The organism is Micromonospora sp. NPDC047521 (assembly GCF_055587305.1).
The window spans coordinates 275,402-291,791 of the sequence record NZ_JBVJGN010000002.1; the positions used below are offsets into that span (position 1 = coordinate 275,402).

A 16,390-nucleotide genomic window follows, 5' to 3' on the forward strand; every position below is an offset into this window, starting at 1 on the left:
TCAACTCGGGGGCGCCGGTCCGTACGGACACACCGGCACCCCATATTGTGCCCGCGCGCGCCGCAGTGCCAGGGTGCGCGACCCGCCGGACCACCCCGGGCACCGCAACCGATCCACCCACGGGCAACCGATCCGGTACGGTGCGTCGCAGACCTCGTCCGGGTGCCGAAACACCGCACAGCAGCCCGGGGAACCACGAACGTCCGCCACGACGGTGATCGGCTTGGCAGCCGGCGCAAGGACGATGGAGGATACGAAGGTGTCAGCCGAGGCGGGGCCCGCGACGGCCGGGGCCCGGAACGGGGCGGTCCGGCATGTCAGACTGCCCGCCGACCGGCGTACCCCCGCCGCCGCCCGCGCGGTCGTCCGCTCGGTGTTGACCGAGGCGCACCTCGACGAACTGGCCAACGAGGCGCTGCTGCTCACCACCGAGCTGACCACGAACGCCGTCGAGCACGCCCGCACCGAGTTGGACATCGACGTCGTCGCCGACGAGGTGGGGCTCACCGTGACCGTCTCCGACTTCGCGGCCGGGCCCGGCGACGAACTGACAGTCGGCACCCGGAACGACGCCACCGAGATCAACGAGGTGTCCGAGCGGGGCCGTGGCCTGCTGCTGGTCGACCACTTCGCCAGCCGGTGGGGCACCACGTACCTGCCCACCGGCAAGGGCGTCTGGTTCCGGCTGGACCGTCCCGACGCCGACCCGCCCGACGCCGCCGGCAACGCGACACCGACCGGCACGGCCGCGGGCAGCGCCGGCCCGAGCGCCAGCGCCATGAGCGAACTCATGCAGACCACCCCCGACATGTACGCGGACGACCCGCTGCCCGACTTCGCCGCCGGCCTGCTCAGCAGGCTCGCCGAGATGGTGGGAGCGGCCGGCGGCGTGATCCGCCTCGACCGGGGCGACGGGCAGGGCCGGCAGGTGCTGGCCCGCATCGGCCGGCAGCCCCGCCTCGGCAGCGAACTGCTCCAGGTGCCACTGACCGTGCACCGCCCGTACGGCGGGGAGCTGGAGTTGGACGCCGCGCCGTCCGCGTACGCCCGGCCCCTGGCGGTGCTGACCGCCGAGCGGCTGTCGCTGCACCTGGAGAACGACAGGCTGCGCCGCGCCGACGTCCGCCGGCAGGCGTGGTTGACGTTCCTGGCCGAGGCGAGCGAACTGCTGGCCCAGTCGTTGGACGTCGAGCTGACAATGGCGTTGATCCCGCAGCTGGTGGTGCCGCGGCTCGGCCAGTGGTGCGCGGTGCACACCACCGACGAGTGGGGCCGGCTGCGGTTGGCGGCGGCTACCCACGCCGACGAGTCGGTGCTGCCACAGCTGCACAAGGTCCTCGCGGAGACCGGCCCGGACTCGATCCAGGCGCGGCTGCGCGAGGCGTCGCGCAGCGCGGCGCAGATCCCGCTCGGCGGTCCGATGGAGGGGTTCGCGGTCCCGCTGATCGCGCGCGGGCAGCGGCTCGGCACCCTCGCCGTGGGCCGGCACCAGCGGCACCGGCACGACCCGGACGAGGTGTCCGTCCTGGAGGACGTCGCCCGTCGGGCCGCGCTGGCCATCGAGAACGCCCGCATCCACGCCGAGCGCCGGCGGGTGGCGCAGACCCTCCAGCAGTCCCTGCTGCCGCCGGTGCTGCCGGTGGTGGACGGGATCGGCTTCGCCGCCGAGTACGTCCCGACCGGCGACGACGCGGAGGTCGGCGGCGACTTCTACGACGTGGTGCCGCTGCCCGACGGGCGTTCGCTCGTGGTGATCGGCGACGTCTCGGGCAAGGGCGTGCAGGCCGCCGCGGTCACCGGGCTGGTCCGGGACGTGATCCGCGTGCTGGTCGGCGACGGCAAGCCGCTGCCGGAGGTGCTGTCCCGACTCAACGAGACGCTTGTCGAGCGGGGCGGCGGCAGGTACTGCACGTTGGCTCTGGCGGCGATCGGCCCGGGCGGTGGCGACCAGTTGGACGTCGCGCTGCACCTGGCGGGGCACGACCGACCGGTGCTGCTGTCCGGAAAGGGCGGCGCGGGGTTCGTGGGCACCGGCGGCACGGCGCTCGGCCTGCTCGACACGATCACCTCACCGACGGCGGAGATCACCCTCGGCCCCGGCGACTCGCTCATCTTCTACACAGACGGCGTCACCGAGCGGCGACGCGGCCGGGAGCTGTTCGGTACCGACCGGCTGCGGGACGCGGCCGCGCCGCTGGCCGGCTACTCGGCCGACGTGGTGGCCGCCCGACTGCGCGCCGCCGCGATCAACTTCTCGGTCGAGCCGCCCCGCGACGACATCGCCATCCTGGTGCTGCGCAACGACGCCGTCTGACCGGACGGGTCAAAGGCCACCGGGCAGCCGGCCGGGGGCGAGCCGGTGATCCGGATCGAGGTGCTCCTTCGCGGCCCGCAACTGGGCCACACCGGCGATCTCACCCCAGAGGTCGACGGCCCGCCGGACCGGCGCGGGAGCGGAGACCACGACGCAGCGGCCCTCCCGGGCCATCAGCACCCCCCGGACGGCGGCCAGGATCGACGCCACCCGGTCGGGTGCCAGCGCGCCGGGCAGCGCCGCGTGCACCACGCCCAGCCCCGCCGAACCCCGCACCGGCACCGGGGAGCCGGCCGCGTCGCGCAGCGCGTACACGGCCGCGTGCAGGTCACTGATCGGCACCTCCAGCCGTAGCGCCGTGTCGCCCGGCGCGAACGGGTAACGCCGCCACCACGTCGGGGCGGAGTGCGCGACAGTCGCCTCCCCGTGCAGCAGGCCCACCAGGCGTTCGGCGCGTTCGGTGACGTCGGCCGGGCCGCCCTCCAGCAGCACCACCAGGCTGCCCGCGCGGGACGGCGCACCGGGCCGGCCCGACATCGACGGGTGGCGTTCCCGGGCGGTGGCGGACGGGTGACCGGGCGGGTACGGCGTCCGCGGTCGGGGCGTACCGGCGGGGAGATCCAGCTCGACGGCCGCCGGGTCCAGCCGGGCGGCGAGGATCATCCGGACCAGGTCGTGCACCTCCAGCGGCGTCCACACCGGACGGGACACCCACAGCCGGCTCGCCGGCGCCGGCTGCACCCGGAGGCTCGCCGAGACCAGCACGCCGAGCGCGCCCTGCGAGCCGCAGAGCAGCCGGGCCAGGTCGAGACCGGGCGCGCCGCCTCCGGCGCTGACCAGCTCACCGTCGGCGCCCAGGTAGCGGACGCCGAGCAGCTGGTCGCAGGGGCTGCCGTGGCGGTGCCGCAGCGGACCGGCCTCACCGGCGGCCAACACCCCGCCCACCGTCGCACCTGGCGACGGGGCGTCCAACGCCAGCCGTTGCCCGGTGCGCTCAAGCGTGGCCTGCACGGCCCGCAGCGGTGTGCCGGCGCCCACCTCGGCCACCGGTGCCCCGACCGGCTCGTGGCCGATACCGGCCAGCCGCCCGGTGTCGAGCATGATGTCGACCTGCACCGGCGGGGCACCCCAGTCGATTTTCGTGCCGGCGCCCCGGGGCACCACGGTCAGGTCGTGTGCGGCGGCCAGCCGCAGGACCTCGGCGGCGGCGTGCGGGCCGCCCGGCACGGCCACCCAGCGCGCCGCCCGCCCCGCCACCTCGTCGGCCGGACCACCGAGCCGGGAGAACGGCGGACCGCAGATCGCCGCCAACCGTCGGGTGATCTCGAGGGCTCCGGACCGGCCGAGGGAACTCGCTGCTGCCGCCATGCCGGCCATCGTACATGTGTTCGAAAGCCGTGGTGAGGGATGTCGGGATGCCGCTGCTCCGGCGCGCGGAGCGGGCCGGCCGGTAACGTGGCCGCCGTGACCACCGAGACTGCCCCGCCCGCGGCGAAGCGGGTGCCCACCGAGCGCACCCACCACGGCGACACCGTCGTCGACGAGTACGCCTGGCTCGCTGTCAAGGACGACCCGGAGACGATCGCCTACCTGACCGCCGAGAACGAGTACACCGACGCGCGCACGGCACACCTGGCCGAGCTGCGCACCGCCCTGTTCGAGGAGACCCGGCGGCGCACCCTCGAAACCGACCTGTCGGTGCCGACCCGCAAGGGCGGGTACTGGTACTACACCCGGACGATCGAGGGTCAGCAGTACGGGGTGCACTGCCGCCGAGCCGTCCGGGACGGCGAGACCGACCCGCCGGTCAGCGCGGACGGCGGCCCGCTCGACGGCGAGGAGGTGCTGCTCGACGGCAACCAGCTGGCCGAGGGGCACGACTTCTTCTCGCTCGGCGCGTTCGACGTCAGCCCGGACGGCCGCTGGCTGGCCTACTCCACCGACTTCTCCGGCGACGAGCGGTTCACCCTGCGCGTCAAGGACCTGACCACCGGCGAGTTGCTGCCCGACGAGGTGCCTGACACCTTCTACGGCACGGCCTGGTCGTCCGACGCGTCGGTGCTGTTCTACGTGACCGTCGACGACGCCTGGCGGCCGAACCGGGTGTGGCGGCACACCGTCGGCTCGGCCTCCGCCGACGACGTGGTCGTCCACCAGGAGGACGACGAGCGGTTCTGGGTGGGCGTGGAGCTGACCCGCTCGGAGAAGTTCGTCCTCATCGACATCCACAGCAAGGTCACCAGCGAGGTGCTGGTGATCCCCGCCGGCAACCCGACAGGCGCCCCGGCCGTGGTCGCGCCACGGCGCCAGGGCGTCGAGTACGCGGTGGAGCACCACGGCCACCGCTTCCTCATCCTGCACAACGACGGCGCGGAGGACTTCGCGCTGGCGTTCACCTCGGCGGACGCGCCGGGCGACTGGGTGCCGCTGATCGAGCACACACCTGGCACCCGGCTGGAGGCGGTGGACGCGTTCGCGAACCACCTGGTGGTGTCACTGCGCACCGATGGGCTCACCGGCCTGCGGGTGCTGCCGGTGGGCAGCGACGACGCGCACGACATCGACTTCCCCGAGCCGCTGTACAGCGTCGGGCTGGACACCAACCCGGAGTACCGCACCGGGCAGATCCGCCTGCGCTACTCGTCGCTCGTCACCCCGGACTCGGTGTACGACTACGACCTGGTCACCAGGCAGATGGTGCTGCGCAAGCAGAAGCCGGTGCTGCCCGGGCCGGACGGACGGCCGTACGACCCGGCCGAGTACGAGCAGCACCGCGACTGGGCGCTCGCCGACGACGGCACCCGCGTGCCGATCTCGCTGGTCTGCCGGGTCGGCACTCCCCGGGACGGCTCGGCGCCCTGCGAGCTGTACGGCTACGGCTCGTACGAGGCAAGCATGGATCCGTGGTTCTCGGTGGCCCGACTGTCCCTGCTGGACCGGGGTGTGGTCTTCGCCGTGGCGCACACCCGGGGCGGCGGTGAGCTGGGCCGACGCTGGTACGACCAGGGCAAGATGCTGGCCAAGAAGAACACGTTCACCGACTTCGTGGCCTGCGCCCGGCACCTGGTCAAGGCCGGCTGGACGGCAAGCGACCGGCTGGTCGCCCGGGGCGCCTCGGCCGGTGGCCTGCTGATGGGCGCGGTGGCCAACCTCGCCCCCGACGCGTTCGCGGGGATCGTCGCTCAGGTGCCGTTCGTGGACGCGCTCACCTCGATCCTCGACCCGTCGCTGCCGCTGACCGTCACCGAGTGGGAGGAGTGGGGCAACCCGCTGGACGACCCCGAGGTGTACGCGTACATGAAGTCGTACACGCCGTACGAGAACGTGGCCGCAGTTGACTATCCGGCGATCCTGGCGGTGACCAGTCTCAACGACACGCGGGTGCTCTACTCGGAGCCGGCGAAGTGGATCGCCCGGCTGCGGGCGACCGCCCCACAGGGCGACTACCTGCTCAAGACCGAGATGGGTGCCGGGCACGGCGGGCCGAGCGGCCGGTACGACGCCTGGCGTGAGGAGGCGTTCATCAACGCCTGGATCCTGGACCGCCTGGGTCGGGCCTGACGACGGGCGGCGGCGATGACCGATGAGGACGAGCCGGGGTCGGCGCCCCGGCGGATGTCCGCCTGGATGATCCTCGCGGTGGTCGCCGCCGCCCTGCTCGTGTGCTGCTGCTCCGCCGCCGTCGGCCTGCTGATCTCCTGGTCGGCCGGCCTCTTCCACACCCCGACCTGACTCAGGCCGTGCGCAGCTCGTCCAGGGCGGTGCTGACCCGCAGGAAGAGCAGGCCGACGCCGACCGTCACCAGCACCGCGACAAGGGCGCCGGCACCGAGCCAGGCCAGGTGTTCCAGGGGTACGTCCGGCACCCGCTCAGACCCGGGGGTCTCGACGATCCGCGTGTACCGCTCGCGGGTGGCCGGGTCGCCGCAGAGCGCGGCAGTGGCGTCGCAAACCTGCGCCGACGACCCTCCCGTCGCCGCTCGCGGGAAGAGCCCTCGGCCGAGCACTTCGCCCACGCCGAGCGCGAGCAGGATCGCCGGCACCGCAGGGGTCAGCGCCTGCCAGACCACCGAGCGGCTCAGCGTGCCGCGCGGCACGCCGGTGGCGACGAGTGCGGCGTAGGCGCGGCGACGGGCGACGATCCCCTCGACGAGCGCGACCATCAGCCCACCCGCCGCGATCAGGATGGCCACCGCGACGGCGGCGTCGACCAGGTCCATGGTGGACAGGTAGAACGGGTCGGCGCCCCCGTCCGCGCCGGCGAGCTGGCTCTGGTCCCGTTCGAGCTGGTCCTGAGTGACGAAGTAGGCGCGCAGCGCGGCCGCGCCGGCACCGAAGATCACCGCGGCCAGCAGCGCCGCGAACGTGCGGCTGCCCGCCCACGGGTCGGCCATCAGCCGGCCCGCCGCGAGCAGGGCCGGCGGCCGGCGGGCGTACCGCCGCAACAACCGACCGCAGGTGTACGAGATCCAGCCGGTGCCGATCACCACCCCGATCATCGCGGCGAGCGCACCGGCCACGAAGAACAGTGGCACCAGCCAGCCCAGCACCTCGTCGTTGCCGTCGAACCGGTACGCCACCGGGCGGACCGCGGCGAACGACGCCACGCCGACCCCGATCAGGATGCCGGCCCACGGCCGAGGGCCACGCTCGCGAGGTGCCCTACGGCTCACCCCGAGCGGACTCGCGGTGACCGTCCGCAGCATCAGGGCGGTGGCCAGCGCCGCGAGCACCGGCAGACCCAGCACCACCGCCGCGATGGCACCTGTCGACGGCAGCACGTCGGTGGGCAGCGCCAGCCGGCCCTGCGCGTCCGGCCGGTGCAGCACCTCGCGACCGGCCAGGTGGACGCCCAGCCCGGCGAGCGTGCCCAGCAGGGCGGCCACCCCGGTCTCCAGCACCGCCAGCCGGGTGACCTGACCGGGTGTGGCACCGGCCAGCCGCAGAGCCGCAAGCCGGCGGTCCCGGGCCGGAGCGCCGAGCCGGGCACACTGACCGGCCAACGCCAGCACCGGGATGGTCAGCATCAGCAACGCGAACGCCGTCCCACCGCGCAGCCCCGGTTCACGCAGCAGCGCGTTGCGGTACTGCTCCGACTCCGCCCAGGCGTCGCCGGGCGGCTTGTCGATGGCCAGCACGGTGAGCGCCGCCAACCCGGCCAGGGTCGCCAGCAGGGCGCTGACCGCCGTGAGCACCACCCGGGCGGTGTCGGTGCGGGTGCCGGCGAGAGCGAGCCGGACCAGCGTCCCCGGTCTCACCGCGCGCCGCCGGCCATGGACACGTCCAGCCCCAGGCCCGTGTGGTCCACCAGGCCGTCGCGCAGCATGATCTCCCGATCGGCGTACGCGGCGATCCGTGGCTCGTGGGTGATCAGCACGACGGACGTGTGCTGCTCACGGGCGAGCCGGACCAGTTGGGTGAGGACCTGCTCACCGGTGAGCGTGTCCAGTGCGCCGGTCGGCTCGTCGGCGAAGAGCACCCGGGGCTCGGTGACCAACGCCCGTGCCGTGGCGCAGCGCTGCTGCTGACCGCCGGACATCTCACCCGGCCGGACGTCGGCCAGATCGGCCACCCCGAACCGTTCCAGCCAGGTGAGCGCGGCCGTCCGTGCCTCTCGCCGCCGAGTGCCGGCGAGAAGCAGCGGCAGGGAGACGTTCTCCGCCGCGGTCAGCTCGGCCACCAACTGGCCGAACTGGAACAGCACCCCGAACTCGGTGCGCCGCAACCGGGACCGGGCCGCCTCCGACCAGGTGTCGATCCGGTGACCACGCCAGGTGACCTCACCGGCGTCCGGGCGGAGGATCCCCGCCAGGCAGTGCAGCAGTGTCGACTTGCCGCAGCCACTGGGCCCGGTGACGGCGACGATCTCGCCCTCGGCCACGTCGAGCGTCACGCCACGCAGGGCGGGCGTCGGGCCGTACGCCCGAACCACGCCGCGAGCCTGGAGTTGCGTCACGGGTGCACCTCCCGGTGCCAGTCGGCGACCCGGTCCAGGGTGGCGCGCAGCCACCGCAGGTCGGCGTCGAGGTGGTCGATCGCGAAGTCGGCCGCGATCACGTCGCTGAGGGTGGCGGCCGGGTCGGCCTTGGCGGCGGTCAACTCGCGCAGCCGTGCGCTGTGCGCGCCGCGCTGGGCGATCAGGTAGGACCGGGCCCGGTCGACGTCGGCGACCAGCAGCGCCACCACGACCTTGGTGAAGAGCGTGCTGGCCACGTACGGCATGGGTGGTTCGACTGTGGACAGCCACTCGTCGAGCGCGGCCCGGCCCGGGTCGGTCAGCGCGTACGTCGTGCGGTCCGGGCCGGCCGCCCGGTCCTGACCGGCGGCGGCCACCAGGCCGTCGCGTTGCAGGCGGCCGAGGGTGGCGTAGACCTGCCCGAAGGCCAACGGCCGGGCCCGGGGCAGCCGCTCGTCGTGCGCGCGCTTGAGGTCGTACCCGTGCCGGCTTCCGGCGGCGAGCAACCCGAGCAGAACGTGCGACGTGGACACGTCGCCCACTATTCACCAAGCGAATACCCGAGTCAACGACTCCAGGTGGGGGCGCGGCCGGTCTGCGACAGGAGGTGGTCCAGGTCTGGCGCTCCGGAGGTGGGGGTCGGGACGGGGTCGGCGAAGACGCCCATCCGGCGGGCCGTCGGGCCCAACCGCTCGACCAGCCCGTGCAGCTCGGCCACGACCGCCGGGGCCGGCTCGTACGGCTGACCGGTGGCGACGGCGAGGTCCCAGCCGTGCACGGTCAGGTCCAGCAGGGCCATGCCGCCGACGACGGCCTGCGGCATACCCATTCCGGGCGAGACACCCTCCAGGGTGGACGGATCCGACCAGGCGGCGACGAGTCGGTCGGTCTCCACGGCGAACCGGTCCCGCCAGCCGTCGCCCAGGTGGTCCGGTTTCTCGGCCCACTCCACCTGGCTCTTCACGGCCAGATCCTGGAAGTTCACCACCACCTGGAAGAGGTGGTTGAGCAGGTCGCGGACCACGTAGTCACGGCACGGCGTGGGCAGGTCGAGCTGGTCGTCGGCGATGCCGCGCACCACGTCGACAGTTCGCGGCGCGGCAGCGGCCAGCAGATCGCTAGTCTGAGTTGCCATAGGGCCAGCGTATGAGGGTGGTCTTGAACAAATGCGACAGCGACCGCGCAACGACAGCCGGGGGATCCTCGACCCGGTACGGATGCTGCGCGAGGTCCACTTCCGTCGGCACCTGCCCGCCGAGTCGCTGCGCCTGTGGGTCGAGCACTACTGGCTGATCGACTGGGCGTTGGACGCGCCGTTCGAGCAGCGGGTGGTGCCGCACCCGGCGGTGAACGTGGTGTTCCGGCGCGACGACGACGGCACCGACGAAGGGCCGGAGGACGGTGAGGTGGCCGGGGTGGGTCGCGACCTGTTCCGGATCACGCTGACCGGCACCGGCCGGGTCTGTGGTGTCCAGTTCCGCCCCGGCGGCTTCCACCCGTTCTGGCGCCTGTCGGTCGCCGAGTTGACCGGACGCCGGCTACCGCTGCCCGTCGGCCGTCTGCCCCGACCCGACGGTCCGGTCTGCGGCGGCACCGACGACGACCGGCGCCGCGCGCTGGACGCCCTGCTCACCGCGTGGGCACCGGCCCCGGATCCGGCGACGCAGGAGGCCATCCGGCTGGCCGAGGCGATCCGCACCGACCGCACGGTGCTGCGGGTCGACGACTTCGCCGCCCGGCACCGCGTGCCGGTCCGCCGCCTGCAACGGCTGTTCACCGAGCACGTCGGCGTCGGCCCGAAGTGGGTGATCCGCCGGTACCGGCTCCAGGAGGCCGTCGAACAGGCCGCCGGCGGCCCACTGAACTGGGCGGACCTCGCCGCCGACCTCGGCTACAGCGACCAGGCCCACCTGGTACGCGACTTCACCGCCGTCGCCGGCGTGTCACCCGCCGCGTACGCCCGCTCGGTGCGCTGACGTCGGCGCCTGTGGACTCAGCGGCGGCGCAGGACGACAACTGCCACGTCGTCCTGAATCTCCGGCGGGGCCAGCTCCACCAGCAGCCGCTCGCAGAACCGGTCCAGGTCCTCGTCGACGGTGCCGGTGAGCGCGGCGAGCGCGGCCAACCCCTCGTCGATTGTGGCGTCCCGCCGCTCGATCAACCCGTCGGTGTAGAACACGAGCGTCGCCCCGGCCGGCAGCACGAACTCCAGGTCGGCCGGACGGGGGGCGCGGACGCCGAGCAGCGGCGCCGAGTGCTGCACGAACTCGACCTTGCCGTCCAGGCTGAGCACCGGCGGGAGGTGACCGGCGCTGGCCAACCGGACCCGCCCGCTCGGCGGGTGCAGCAGCAGCACACAGAGCGTGGCCAGCTCGTTCGGCAGGAGCGTACGCATCAGCTCGTTGACCCGGTGCAGGATCTCGCCGGGCTGGTGCCCCTCGACCGCGTACGCCCGCACGGCGTGCCGCAGCTCGGCCATGACTGTCGCCGCGTGCAGCGAGTGGCCGGCCACGTCGCCGATCGCCAGGAGCAGGTGCCCGTCGAGCATCACCAGCTCGTAGAAGTCGCCACCCACCTCGGTCTGCGCGCTGGCCGGCTCGTAGCGCACCGCGAGATCCAGTCCGGCCACCTCGGGCAGCCCGCGCGGCAGGAGGCTGCGCTGGAGGGTGACGGCTATCCGGTGTTCCTCGTCGAACGAGCGCTGCGCCTCCACGGCCGCCGCGACCGCCTGGGCGAGCTGCACCAGCACCGGCGTCCGGGCGGTCTGGGTGGCGGTGGGGACCACCACGTACAGCGGGGCCCGGTCCTCGCGGAGCCGGGCGGCGGCCACCGTCACCGAATCGCCCGCCGGCCAGCCGAGCAGCCCCCACTGCGCCGGCTCCTGGACCCGAACGGTCGCGCCGGTCGGCACCCCCGTGTCGTCGACGACCCACGGCACCACGTCGGCCTTCAGGCCCGGACCGGCGCAGATCCCCGCGAGACAGTCACCGTCGAACGTCTCGGCGACCACCGCCGCCGGGCTCTTGAAGATCTGCGCGGCACCCTCGGCGGCGGCCTCCAGCAGCCGGGCGAAGTTCGGCGCGGCGTGCACCGCCACAGTCGTGTCGGCGAGCACGAGCAGCCGCTCGGCGAGCAGTTCCGCGCGCTTGCGGGCCTGGTAGTAGCGCAGGACCGCCCGCGTGGTGGCGATCAGCTCCTCGGGCTCGATGGGCTCGGTGAGGTAGGCGTCCGCACCTCGGGTGAGGCCCTGGGCACGGTCGGCCACGTCGACGGCGTGCGCCGACACGTGGATCACCGGCATCGCCGGGTGCCGTTCCTTGATCCGTTCGCAGACCTCGTACCCGCTGAGGTCGGGCAGCCGGACGTCGAGCACCACGAGGTCGATCCGGTCCACCTCGACGCGGGCCAGCGCATCGGCGCCGTTCTCGGCCTCCAGCACTGTGAACCCGGCCCGGGTCAGCCAACTGACAAGCAGGTAACGCTTGGTGCGACTGTCATCGACCACCAGGACGGTCGCCGGCATGCCGTCCACCGTCACGCCCCTCCGCTGGGCAGGGAGACGGTGAATGTGCTGCCCCGGCCCGGTTCGCTGGTCAGCTCCAGCGTGCCGCCGAGCAGCGTCACCAACCGCTTGGCGTACGGCAGGCCCAGGCCGGTGCCGCCGACGCGGGTGGCGCCCGGCACCTGGTAGAACTCCTCGAAGATCCGGTCGTGCAGTTCCGGGGCGATGCCCGGCCCGGTGTCGCTGACCTCGAAGCTCCACCTGTCACCGTGCCGCTGGGCGCGCAGCCGCACCTCGCCGCGCTCGGTGAACTTAAGGCCGTTGTGCAGCAGGTTGCGCAGCACCTGGCCGAGTAGCACCTCGTCGGTACGCAGCAGGGCGGGCGCGGGAGGCTCATCCACCACCAGCTCCACGCCGGGGCGGGTGGCGAGCGCGCGCAACGTGCCGCGCAGCTGGCCGAAGACCGGACGCAGGTCGACGTCCGCCCAGTCCGGCTCGATCCGGCCGGACTCGGCCTTGGCCAGGTCCAGCAGTTCGTTGACCAGCCCGAGCAGATCCTCCGCCGACGAGCGGATCAGACCGACCTGGCGGGCCTGCTCGGCGGTGAGCGGGTCGGAGGACGAGTCGGAGAGCAGCCGACCCAACCCGATGATCGCGGTGACCGGGGCGCGCAGCTCGTGACTCACGTTGGCCAGGAACCGGCTCTTCGACTCGCTCGCCGCGCGCAGCTGGGCCGACTTCTCGTCCAGCTCCGCGTAGAGGGCGACAACACCCCTGTTGGTCTCCTCCAGCTCCTCGGTGAGCTGGTTGTAGAGCGCCAGCACACCCCGGTTGGTCTCGGCCAGCTCGTCGTTCAGCACGGCCAGCTCGTCCCGCTGGCTGCGTACCTCGTCGAGCGCCGCGATGAGCTGCCCGTTCTGGACGGTCATCTCGTCAAGCGCGCTGGCCGGCGCGGTGCGGCCGAGTTCGGTACGGAACTCGGCGAGCCGCTCCGGGGTCGGCATCGGCGCGCTGGCCGGGACTCGTCGGGACATCCTCACGACCGTAACCCCCTCGACGGTCGACACGCTCAGTGTGTCGACCAGTCGGGACACCGCGCCGGACTGCGGCTCGTACCTGCCGTCGGGCAGTGGGGTCACCGGGGCCAGGTCGGCGCGGAGGTGGAACCGGCCGTCGGTGGCCTCGTCGATGTGGAACGAGACGTCCGCGCCGCCTGTCGCCCGCAGCAGGTCCCGGGCGACCTCGCTGAGCGCGGTGGCGATCCGCACCTGGTCCTGGTGTTCGAGGCCGACCACGGCGGCCACCTCGCGACCCCGCTGGCGGATCACGAAGATGTCCTGCTCGACCCGCAGCGCCATCTGCAGCAGCGGCGGCGCGGCCGGCTCGTCGGTCATGTCCAGGACCTCGCGACCAGTACGCAGGCGTCGTCGCGTCGAATGCCGGCGTCGCGCAGGAGGGTCGCCGCCATGACCAGCGGTGACCGCTCGGCGAGGCCCGGGTAGTCGGTCAACCGCCACCTGTCGACCACCCCGTCGCTGTGCATCACCAGCCGGGCGCCCGGGCCGAACGGGTAGTCGTACTCCCGGACTGTAGGCCGCTGGTGCCCGGCGATGCCGGGCAGCGACACCAGTCCCCGACGCTGCCCGCCGCCCTCGACGATCACGCCGGAGATGTTGCCCAGCCCGGCGTAGCGCAGAACGCCGGCCTCCGGCAGCAGCTCGGCGACCGCGAGCGCCGCGCCACGGGTGTGCGACATGCTGCGGTGCAGGTGCCCGACGACTGTCGCCGGCGGGCCGGCCGGTGCGTCACGGAACGCGGCAAGCGCCGCGTTGGTGGCGCCGGCGGCCAGTGGGCCGTGCCCCAGGCCGTCACTGACCAGCACCTGGTGCCGCCCGTCGGCGACCCGGACGGCGTACCCGTCACCGCTCACCGTCTCGCCGGTGAGCGGCCGGGCGAGGGCACCGGCCCAGGACAGTCGGGGCGGCGCGGCGGGCCAGACCTGTACGGCGAGGACGGTGCCCCGGCCGGGCAGCGAGTATCCGTCGAACCAGCTGGCCTGCCTGACGATCGCGCCGAGGCCGATGCCGAGGGTCCCGGTGGTGGAGTGCCCGTCCCGGGACGAGACGGTCAGGTCGGCCATGCCGGGCCCGGAGTCGATGGCTACCAGTTCCACGCCGGCCTCCCCGGCGCGGCGGACCGGCCGGAGCAGCAGGACACCGTCGTCGGCGTGCTTGACGAGGTTGCTGGTCAGCTCGGCGGCGACGATGGCGAGGTCGGCGATGCGCGCCGCACCCATCTCCACCTGTGAGCCGAGGCGTTCGGCGGCCCGTCGGACGGCGCTTGCGGCGCTGCCGGCCTCCACCCGGAACCAGATGCCACTGTCGGTGACGGCATCCCCGTTCACCGTGACCACTTGGTCACCGTGATGCGTGTTCCGCTCTCCGCCGACGTCTCGATCTGGAACTCGTCGACCAGCCGGCGGGCGCCGCTGAGGCCCAGGCCGAGGCCGCCGCCTGTGGTGTAGCCGTCGGTGAGGGCCAGGTCCAGGTCGGGGATGCCCGGCCCGGAGTCGGCGAAGACGATCTGCACGCCCTTGCGCCGGCCGTTGTCGACGATCACCACCTCGACCGAGCCACCGCCGCCGTACACAAGGGTGTTGCGGGCCAGCTCGCTCGCCGCCGTGACCACCTTGGTCTGGTCGACGAGTGACAGCTTGACGGCCACTGCCACGGAACGGACCAACTGCCGGACGCGCACCACGTCCTCGTCGCTCCGGATCGCCTGCGCCTGCGGCTGGCCCAGGTCGACGCCCGCGGTCACGGCGTGGCCGTCTCGGCGTCCGGATCGTCGTCGAGCTGGTAGTCGAGCTCGTCGGCGCGGGCCGCCGCGATCAGTTCCATGCCGCGTTCGACGTTCAGCGCGGTACGGATGCCGTTCAGCGACAGCCCCAGTTCGACAAGGGTGATGGCGACGGCGGGACGCATCCCGACGACTACCGTCTCCGCGTCGAGCACCTTGGAGATCGACGCGATGGTGGAGAGCATCCGGCCGACGAAGGAGTCGACGATGTCCAGGGCGGTGATGTCGATGATCACGCCGTGGCAGCCGGTGTCGACGATCCGCTCGGCGAGGTCCTCCTGGAGCTGGACCGCGGTCTGGTCGGACATGTCGAGCTGGATGGAGACCAGCAGGATGTCGCCGATCTTGAGGATCGGCACGCGTTCCATCAGGCGTCCCGACGCGGTTGGCGACGGGGGGTCTCCACCCCGGTGAGCCGCAGCACGTGGCGCAGCGCGTCGGCGAGGCTCGCCTTGGTGGCGATGTCGCCGAACTCGATGCCGAGCGCGACGATGGTCTGGGCGATCTGCGGCCGGATGCCGGAGATGATGCAGTCGGCGCCCATCAGTCGGGCGGCCACCACTGTCTTCAGGATGTGCTGGGCGACCTGGGTGTCGACCGCCGGGACGCCGGTGATGTCGATGATCGCGTACGGCGAGCCGGTGTCGACAAGGGTCTGCAGCAGCCGCTCCATGACCACCTGGGCGCGCGCCGAGTCCAGGGTGCCGACCAGCGGGACGGCGACCACGCCCTCCCAGAGCTTGACCACAGGCGTGGAGAGCTCCAGCAGCTGCTCGGCCTGGTCGGCGATCAGGCTCTCGCGGGTGCGGACGAAGCTCTCGAAGGTGAACAGGCCCAGCTCGTCGACCAGCTTGGAGAAGGCGATGTAGTCGTGCAGCGCGTTGGTGCCGCCGGCCTCCTGCACCAGCTCGGCGAGCACGTCCTTGAGCGCGAAGATGCTGATCGTGGTCTCGGTGGCGGAGAAGCCCTGCCGGGCCCGCCCACGGGACAGTTCGGTGAGTGCGGCACGCAGCTCGCCCGAGCTTTCGGCGGACAGGTCGACGGCACCCTGCCCGGCCGTGGTGGCGATGGCGCTGTGCAGGTCCTGGACCTGCCGGCGCAACTCGGCCTGGCTGAGCCGGCCACGCAACGAACCGGTGACGATCTCGGTCCACCGAGCCGTGACCTGTTCGGCGTGTCCGCCGAGCAGTGCGGCTAGCCGACCACTTTCCTCGGCGTTCAACGCCATTGCGAAACCCCCCTCGACCTGGAACGGCCGGACTCTACCACCGGGAACTGGCGAACTACTTGCCCCGTAGCAACGGAAATGACGATGGCCACCGGATAGCGGCTCCCCTTCTGCGTACGACCCCGGTCGTGGGATACCGTTCCCCCGATAACAGGAGGTCTGCCAAATGTCCCTGACGGTGCACACGGAACAGCGCGGCGACGTGGTCGTCGTGTCGGTCGCGGGCGAGCTGGACATGGCGACCGCACCGCAGTTGCAGGACCAGATCACCGACCTGCTCGACAAGGGCCGTAACCGGCTGGTGTTCGACCTGGCGGACGTGTCGTTCTGTGACTCGACAGGTCTGTCGGTCTTCGTCCGCGCCAAGAACAGCTGCGATGAGGCCGGCGGTGTGGTGCGGCTGGCCGCGCCGCAGCGCGGTGTGTTGCGCATCCTCGAGGTCAGCGGGCTGGTCGAGGTGCTGCACACCTACCCGACGGTGGATGAGGCAGTCGCCGGCGAACCGACGCCGGCGTCCTCCTGACCACTGCCG

The 16,390-nt window shown here is 72.9% G+C and carries 16 protein-coding genes; 5 read left to right on the top strand and 11 right to left on the bottom strand.

Annotation, left to right across the window (positions count from 1 at the left end; all coding sequences use genetic code 11):
- The first annotated feature begins 259 nt into the window (after positions 1-259).
- Positions 260-2,314 carry a SpoIIE family protein phosphatase gene (locus ACZ6N8_RS05145; protein WP_466007669.1) on the top strand — a complete coding sequence of 685 codons (2,055 nt, stop codon included), beginning with the start codon at positions 260-262 and terminating at the stop codon, positions 2,312-2,314.
- A gap of 9 nt (positions 2,315-2,323) precedes the next feature.
- On the opposite strand, the gene ACZ6N8_RS05150 is transcribed toward ACZ6N8_RS05145, so the two are convergent.
- Positions 2,324-3,682, bottom strand: a complete 1,359-nt coding sequence (locus tag ACZ6N8_RS05150; RefSeq protein WP_466007671.1) for an FAD-binding oxidoreductase — start codon at positions 3,680-3,682, stop codon at positions 2,324-2,326.
- A gap of 96 nt (positions 3,683-3,778) precedes the next feature.
- Here ACZ6N8_RS05150 and ACZ6N8_RS05155 point away from each other — a divergent pair, with 96 nt between their 5' ends.
- Both ACZ6N8_RS05155 and ACZ6N8_RS05160 read left to right on the top strand, forming a co-directional pair.
- A complete protein-coding gene (locus tag ACZ6N8_RS05155) occupies positions 3,779-5,875 on the top strand; it encodes a S9 family peptidase (RefSeq protein ID WP_466007673.1) in 2,097 nt (698 codons plus the stop codon).
- Positions 5,876-5,890: 15 nt separating this feature from the next.
- A complete protein-coding gene (locus tag ACZ6N8_RS05160) occupies positions 5,891-6,046 on the top strand; it encodes a hypothetical protein (RefSeq protein ID WP_466007674.1) in 156 nt (51 codons plus the stop codon).
- Between the two features lies 1 nt (position 6,047).
- Here ACZ6N8_RS05160 and ACZ6N8_RS05165 read toward each other — a convergent pair whose 3' ends face one another.
- The 4 genes from ACZ6N8_RS05165 to ACZ6N8_RS05180 are packed head-to-tail and all read right to left on the bottom strand — an operon-like array spanning position 6,048 to position 9,404.
- The gene (locus ACZ6N8_RS05165; RefSeq protein WP_466007676.1) at positions 6,048-7,571 is read right to left on the bottom strand and encodes an FtsX-like permease family protein; all 1,524 of its coding nucleotides are present in this window, start codon (positions 7,569-7,571) and stop codon (positions 6,048-6,050) included.
- Positions 7,568-8,269: an ABC transporter ATP-binding protein gene (locus tag ACZ6N8_RS05170; RefSeq protein WP_466007678.1), complete on the bottom strand. Its 702-nt coding sequence runs from the start codon at positions 8,267-8,269 to the stop codon at positions 7,568-7,570. Before ACZ6N8_RS05170 ends, ACZ6N8_RS05165 begins: the two co-directional genes overlap by 4 nt.
- The gene (locus ACZ6N8_RS05175) at positions 8,266-8,802 is read right to left on the bottom strand and encodes a PadR family transcriptional regulator (protein ID WP_139587091.1); all 537 of its coding nucleotides are present in this window, start codon (positions 8,800-8,802) and stop codon (positions 8,266-8,268) included. Before ACZ6N8_RS05175 ends, ACZ6N8_RS05170 begins: the two co-directional genes overlap by 4 nt.
- 32 nt (positions 8,803-8,834) lie before the next feature.
- Positions 8,835-9,404 carry a TIGR03086 family metal-binding protein gene (locus ACZ6N8_RS05180; protein ID WP_466007680.1) on the bottom strand — a complete coding sequence of 190 codons (570 nt, stop codon included), beginning with the start codon at positions 9,402-9,404 and terminating at the stop codon, positions 8,835-8,837.
- Between the two features lie 31 nt (positions 9,405-9,435).
- Here ACZ6N8_RS05180 and ACZ6N8_RS05185 point away from each other — a divergent pair, with 31 nt between their 5' ends.
- Positions 9,436-10,245, top strand: a complete 810-nt coding sequence (locus tag ACZ6N8_RS05185) for a DUF6597 domain-containing transcriptional factor (protein WP_466007682.1) — start codon at positions 9,436-9,438, stop codon at positions 10,243-10,245.
- Positions 10,246-10,262: 17 nt separating this feature from the next.
- Here the strand turns inward: ACZ6N8_RS05185 and ACZ6N8_RS05190 are convergent, their stop codons facing one another.
- The 6 genes from ACZ6N8_RS05190 to ACZ6N8_RS05215 are packed head-to-tail and all read right to left on the bottom strand — an operon-like array spanning position 10,263 to position 15,858.
- Complete coding sequence (locus ACZ6N8_RS05190) at positions 10,263-11,792, bottom strand: SpoIIE family protein phosphatase (protein WP_466007684.1); 1,530 nt, start codon at positions 11,790-11,792, stop codon at positions 10,263-10,265.
- 11 nt (positions 11,793-11,803) lie between these two features.
- Positions 11,804-13,165 (bottom strand): ATP-binding protein, encoded by a 1,362-nt coding sequence (locus ACZ6N8_RS05195; RefSeq protein ID WP_466007685.1) that lies wholly within the window; start codon positions 13,163-13,165, stop codon positions 11,804-11,806.
- On the bottom strand, positions 13,162-14,184 hold the full coding sequence (locus ACZ6N8_RS05200) for a SpoIIE family protein phosphatase (RefSeq protein ID WP_466007687.1): 1,023 nt from the start codon (positions 14,182-14,184) through the stop codon (positions 13,162-13,164). Before ACZ6N8_RS05200 ends, ACZ6N8_RS05195 begins: the two co-directional genes overlap by 4 nt.
- Positions 14,172-14,591, bottom strand: coding sequence for an ATP-binding protein (locus tag ACZ6N8_RS05205; protein WP_466007688.1), 420 nt, complete (start codon positions 14,589-14,591; stop codon positions 14,172-14,174). Before ACZ6N8_RS05205 ends, ACZ6N8_RS05200 begins: the two co-directional genes overlap by 13 nt.
- Positions 14,588-14,998, bottom strand: a complete 411-nt coding sequence (locus ACZ6N8_RS05210; protein WP_139587087.1) for an STAS domain-containing protein — start codon at positions 14,996-14,998, stop codon at positions 14,588-14,590. Before ACZ6N8_RS05210 ends, ACZ6N8_RS05205 begins: the two co-directional genes overlap by 4 nt.
- Positions 14,998-15,858 (bottom strand): STAS domain-containing protein, encoded by an 861-nt coding sequence (locus ACZ6N8_RS05215; RefSeq protein WP_466007689.1) that lies wholly within the window; start codon positions 15,856-15,858, stop codon positions 14,998-15,000. The genes ACZ6N8_RS05210 and ACZ6N8_RS05215 overlap by 1 nt, the downstream gene beginning before the upstream one ends.
- A gap of 166 nt (positions 15,859-16,024) precedes the next feature.
- On the opposite strand from ACZ6N8_RS05215, the gene ACZ6N8_RS05220 reads away from it, so the two are divergent.
- Entirely contained in the window at positions 16,025-16,381 is a 357-nt protein-coding gene (locus tag ACZ6N8_RS05220; protein WP_007454464.1) for an STAS domain-containing protein, read from the top strand.
- Positions 16,382-16,390 lie beyond the last annotated feature (9 nt).

What these genes read in the sequence shown, in the direction of transcription:
- ACZ6N8_RS05210 (WP_139587087.1), bottom strand. Translation starts at nt 14,998, where the DNA reads ATGGAACGCGTGCCGATCCTCAAGATCGGCGACATCCTGCTGGTCTCC.
- ACZ6N8_RS05180 (WP_466007680.1), bottom strand. Translation starts at nt 9,404, where the DNA reads ATGGCAACTCAGACTAGCGATCTGCTGGCCGCTGCCGCGCCGCGAACT.
- ACZ6N8_RS05160 (WP_466007674.1), top strand. Translation starts at nt 5,891, where the DNA reads ATGACCGATGAGGACGAGCCGGGGTCGGCGCCCCGGCGGATGTCCGCC.
- ACZ6N8_RS05150 (WP_466007671.1), bottom strand. Translation starts at nt 3,682, where the DNA reads ATGGCGGCAGCAGCGAGTTCCCTCGGCCGGTCCGGAGCCCTCGAGATC.
- ACZ6N8_RS05215 (WP_466007689.1), bottom strand. Translation starts at nt 15,858, where the DNA reads ATGGCGTTGAACGCCGAGGAAAGTGGTCGGCTAGCCGCACTGCTCGGC.
- ACZ6N8_RS05185 (WP_466007682.1), top strand. Translation starts at nt 9,436, where the DNA reads ATGCGACAGCGACCGCGCAACGACAGCCGGGGGATCCTCGACCCGGTA.
- ACZ6N8_RS05190 (WP_466007684.1), bottom strand. Translation starts at nt 11,792, where the DNA reads ATGCCGGCGACCGTCCTGGTGGTCGATGACAGTCGCACCAAGCGTTAC.
- ACZ6N8_RS05220 (WP_007454464.1), top strand. Translation starts at nt 16,025, where the DNA reads ATGTCCCTGACGGTGCACACGGAACAGCGCGGCGACGTGGTCGTCGTG.
- ACZ6N8_RS05195 (WP_466007685.1), bottom strand. Translation starts at nt 13,165, where the DNA reads ATGACCGACGAGCCGGCCGCGCCGCCGCTGCTGCAGATGGCGCTGCGG.